The sequence below is a fragment of the Geitlerinema sp. CS-897 genome (assembly GCF_028368005.1).
GTDB lineage: Bacteria > Cyanobacteriota > Cyanobacteriia > Cyanobacteriales > Geitlerinemataceae > Baaleninema > Baaleninema simplex.
Genome location: NZ_JAQNCQ010000221.1, coordinates 1 through 4,597 on the forward strand (window position 1 = coordinate 1; position 4,597 = coordinate 4,597).

5 protein-coding genes are annotated in these 4,597 nt (G+C 52.1%); all 5 read left to right on the forward strand.

What is annotated here, in order from left to right; translation table 11 throughout:
- Positions 1–34: 34 nt before the first annotated feature.
- The 5 genes from POG22_RS13955 (at position 35) to POG22_RS13975 (ending at position 4,269) form a co-directional block, all read left to right on the forward strand.
- On the forward strand, positions 35–631 hold the full coding sequence (locus POG22_RS13955; protein ID WP_498905933.1) for a DUF4178 domain-containing protein: 597 nt from the start codon (positions 35–37) through the stop codon (positions 629–631).
- 291 nt (positions 632–922) lie between these two features.
- Entirely contained in the window at positions 923–1,075 is a 153-nt protein-coding gene (locus POG22_RS13960) for a hypothetical protein (RefSeq protein WP_017663236.1), read from the forward strand.
- Positions 1,076–1,458: 383 nt separating this feature from the next.
- Positions 1,459–1,815 (forward strand): DUF760 domain-containing protein, encoded by a 357-nt coding sequence (locus POG22_RS13965; protein ID WP_026097966.1) that lies wholly within the window; start codon positions 1,459–1,461, stop codon positions 1,813–1,815.
- A gap of 132 nt (positions 1,816–1,947) precedes the next feature.
- Positions 1,948–2,580 (forward strand): pseudouridine synthase family protein, encoded by a 633-nt coding sequence (locus POG22_RS13970; protein ID WP_498905934.1) that lies wholly within the window; start codon positions 1,948–1,950, stop codon positions 2,578–2,580.
- Positions 2,581–2,601: 21 nt separating this feature from the next.
- On the forward strand, positions 2,602–4,269 hold the full coding sequence (locus POG22_RS13975) for a serine/threonine phosphatase (protein WP_498905936.1): 1,668 nt from the start codon (positions 2,602–2,604) through the stop codon (positions 4,267–4,269).
- The last annotated feature ends 328 nt before the right edge of the window (positions 4,270–4,597 follow it).

The window sequence follows — 4,597 nt, forward strand, 5'->3', positions numbered from 1 at the left end:
CTCCCTTGCTCCCCCTCTCCCCCTCTAAAACACTATGGTTTTTCTCTTCTGGATTGCTGTTATCGTCGTGGTTGGTGTAGCGATTTACTTCGTGACCAATCAGAAACGCCTCGCCTCTCAACGTCCCGTCGTGGAAGAACTTCCACCGCTGAATCGAACCCTATTTACGTTGCAAATCGGCGATATCGTTCAGTTTGAAGATCGCGATTGGGTGGTGGAGGGAAAACTGACTTACGATGACGAGGGCTTTGTTTGGTTGGAATATATGGTTCAAGACGGCGATGACATTCGCTGGCTTTCGGTCTCCGAAGACGACACCATCGAGGTGTCTTGGTTGGAATCGATCGCGGACGACCTCGAGATTTCGGGGAAACCGCCGAAAACCCTCGAATACGGCGGCGAAACGTTTACTCGTGTGGAATCGGGAAAAGCAAATATGAGTCGCATGGGGACGATTCAGAAGCGTAAAGCCGAATCCTGTCGGTACTACGATTACGAAGGCGACGGCGATCGCGTCTTGTCTGTTGAGAATTGGGACGGCGATATTGAAGTGAGCGTCGGTTACAGTATTCGTCCTTCGCAACTGTCGTTACTTCCCGGTGGCGGTGGAAGTGTTTATCGCTCGATGTGAAACTTGCTTCGAGGTCGCTGTCTCCACTCCCTCGTGTTCGATCGCCGTTCTTCACGATCGCCGTTCTTCTCGATTGCTGGAGGGCGATCGCTGCTATTTTCAGTCGCGGAAACAAAAAGTCGCACCCCAGTCTCAACAAATTATTTTACTCAGTATTTATACTTATGTTTTTAGAAAACTACATGAATTTTTAAGAAGAAAAATTAAGATTGATTTGAATAGTGGTATTTCTCCGTAAAATTGACTAGGTTAAAACAAAATAAGCATAGCAAATTTTACGGAGATCGGACGATGAAACCGATGATTTGGCATCCAGAACCGGAAGACCAACAAGTCAATCACTACCTTAAAAACGTCAACCACGCACCTTACTTCACTATTGCAGCCGTTGTAGCCGTTGCATTTTGTCTCGTAACGTTTGCGATCGTAATGGGTGCTATTTAAATTGATTTTGATTGAATTGTTGCCATCAAACCTCGAGAAGCCAACCTCAGATCGAAGAGAGTTGGCTGTTTTTTGAGATAACTGTTTTCCGAAATAAATTCATAATTGAGTAACACGGCGATCGAAAATTACAGATATTAGTATTTAGAAACTCTATAGTGTTTTAACTTCATCCAAGATTATCAAAATAATAAAAAAAAACGATCCGTTCGATGGAAAATCGATCTAAAAAACGAAACAGATCGATCCAAAACCACAAAGATTTCGACGGTAACGAAGACAGAACTCAGCCATCCAATTTTCGATCGCAGGGAAAAGTGTGGCAAACTAGCGATAGAGGACGAAAGTAGCGAGGCAGCAGTCTCGGCTGCGAGGAGGTCATCTTGACAAACCCATTCGATCGCAACCCCAATTCCGAATTTATCGATAGCGATGACGAATCGCAAAACCTGCTGTGGGAGTACGTCCGATCGCTCGAGCCAGAAGTGGTGTCGCATCTATCCAAACCCGGCTCGACTGAAGTTGTTCGAGTCATGGAACGAAACATTGTCGGCTTGCTCGGAAGCCTACCTCCCGAACACTTTGGCGTCAGCGTCACGACGAGTCGCGAAAATCTGGGACGGCTGCTAGCCTCGGCGATGATTAGCGGTTACTTTCTACGCAATGTCGAACAACGTCTCAATTTCGAGCAGTCTGTTCGTCGATCGCCATCACCCCGTTCGGAAGACACAGAGGATTGACCGTTCTGCAGAGCGAAGACCCGTTTGGCGTCTTCCCCCACCCACGAACGCCGACACCTCAAAGCAAACGAACTCAGCATCACTTTCGTCGCGACGCGCGACTGTCTTCTTTCTAATTCGAGATCCCCTCTCTTGTATCGATATCTTCTGTTTTACAAACCTTACGACGTGCTGTGTCAGTTTACCGATAACAGCGACGCCCCTCGGCGTACCCTCAAAGAGTACATCGACGTTCCATCGGTGTACCCCGTCGGGCGACTCGATCGCGATAGCGAAGGTCTGTTGCTGCTGACTGACGACGGATCGCTCAAGCACCGACTCCTCGATCCGAAATTTGGTAAGAGCCGCGCGTACTGGGTACAAGTCGAACGCGTTCCCGACGAAGCCAGCTTACAGCGCCTGCGCGACGGCGTCACGATCCGTCAGTACCGTACGCGACCCGCCCGTGTTCGACGGTTGGCGATCGCCCCCGACTTACCGCCGAGACATCCCCCGATTCGCTTCCGTAAAAACGTTCCTACCTGCTGGCTGGAAATGAGCCTCACAGAAGGGCGAAACCGCCAAGTCCGACGCATGACCGCCGCTGTGGGACATCCGACGTTACGCTTGGTGCGCGTCGCCGTCGAAAACCTAACGCTAGACGCTCTGCAACCGGGACAGTGGCGAGATCTCACTCTCGCTGAAGTCAGCCAACTCCAAAAGCGGTGTGGGTTGTCCGCCGTCGCGTCCCGTTCGGGCGATCGAAATCGCGCACGATATAATTAATAGCTTTCGATCGCCGTCGCCATGTTGGTTTGCCCCCACTGTCACACCCTCAATCCCGAAGGTCGCCAATATTGCTCGCAATGTGGGGCGTCGATTCCCTCACACAAACCGGTTTGGTTCGCCGCCATCGTCTCGACGAAATTTACCGCCTCGACTCTTCCTCCCTATCTCGATCCCAAACAACGCTATCGTTTCTTCGACCTGGGAAAACTCAACGAGTACGGCGAAATCGAAACTCGCGCCTACGACCTCCAACCTCAGCTCCCCCCGTATTTCAACTGTAGCGTCAGTTCCTACAGCACGGACAGTCACGTTCCTAAGTTGGCGCAGCCGTACTGCGATCCCCGCTGTCAGGCGAATTCTGCCTTTCCGCGACTTCGCGATACCTGGGAAGGCGACGACTATACAGTCGTTCTGCTCGAAGACCGCTCGCATCTGTCCCGTCCCCTCGATTGTTGGCGAACGGTTTCGCCGCTGCAACGCCTTTATTGGATGTATCAAATGCTCGATTTGTGGTCGATTTTAACGGCGATCTCCTGTCGAAATAGTTTGACACAACTGCACAACCTCCACCTCGACAGCGATCGCGCTATCTGTATGCAACGACTGTATGCAGACCCGAGCGATCGCCCCCCGACGCTAAAAACCCTCGGGAAAACCTGGACGACCCTATTTCAGTCTCTGTCCGAACCGCCGCCGCCGGATTTAGGGGAATTTTTGCAACAGGTAGAGCGAGGAGTCCTCGCCGATTCCGACGCGATCGGCGATCGCCTCGACCGCCTCATCGACGCTCTCGAACGAGACGAGACCGAACCTACCGCCTGGGAGGACTTGGAGATCGTAGAGGAAGACGACGCAACCCTCACCGTTCCCATTCCCCCCGTCGTCTATCTCGCTCACGGTGGAAAAACCGACATCGGACGCCATCGTCCCCGCAACGAAGATACGTTCGCGATCTGGATACAGCGAGATTGGCGAGAAACCCCTGCCGATCGCACGCTAACCTCGCGTGGGTTGTACGTTCTGTGCGATGGGATGGGCGGCCATGACGGCGGCGATGTTGCCAGCGCGATCGCTTCGGAAACTGTTATCGAGACCTTATCCCGTCAGTGGAACGACGGCCTCCCTAGCGAAACTGCCATTCGAGATGCCATCGATCGCGCCAACCAAGCCATCTACGACCTCAACGACGAACAAAGCCGCCACGGAAGCGGACGTATGGGAACGACTCTCGTGATGCTGCTCGTCGATGGCGATCGCGCCGCCGTCGCCCACGTGGGAGATTCGCGCCTCTACCGCCTCACCGTTCGGGGGGGACTGCAATTACTCACCATCGACCATGAGGTCGGACAGCAAGCCATTCGACAAGGGATCGACCCAGCAGATGCCTACAGCCGTCCAGAAGCCTACCAACTGACCCAAGCCCTCGGTCCGCGAGATAACGCCGCCGTGCGCCCGGACGTGCGTTTCTTGAACCTGTCGGAAAATACGTTATTTTTGTTAGCCTCTGACGGCTTGACCGATAACAACCTCGTCGAAGCCCATTGGGAAACGCACTTAAAGCCGTTTCTGAGAGAACCCAGCAACCTCGACGCGGCCGCAGAAAAACTCATCGACCTAGCCAACGACCGCAACGGACGCGATAACATCACTGCTGTTTTAGTTCGCGTCAGCCTGCGATCGCCGTGAGGAGAGGGGAAAGCGTTAAGAGGCAGGACGATCGCTAGAATCCTGAAGATCTCAATTAGCGGTACTTAAACGAAAAATAACGTAAAAGGTAAAATAAAAGCTAAAGCTCTGCCCGACAAGAATTTAAGGTTAAAGGTATTCTCATGAGAGAAACCACCCCAGCCGCCATGCCACCCTGCTTCGAGAAGTGGCTCTTCCGACCTTGGTGTGTAGGGTAAATGCTTGTAGCCTTTATCTGGCAAGGGATTTCTCGATTTGAGCTGCCTTTTTATACAGTTTAGCAAAAACTCTTATACTGTAAGGGTTTCAGCGATTTCTTGCATAGTAA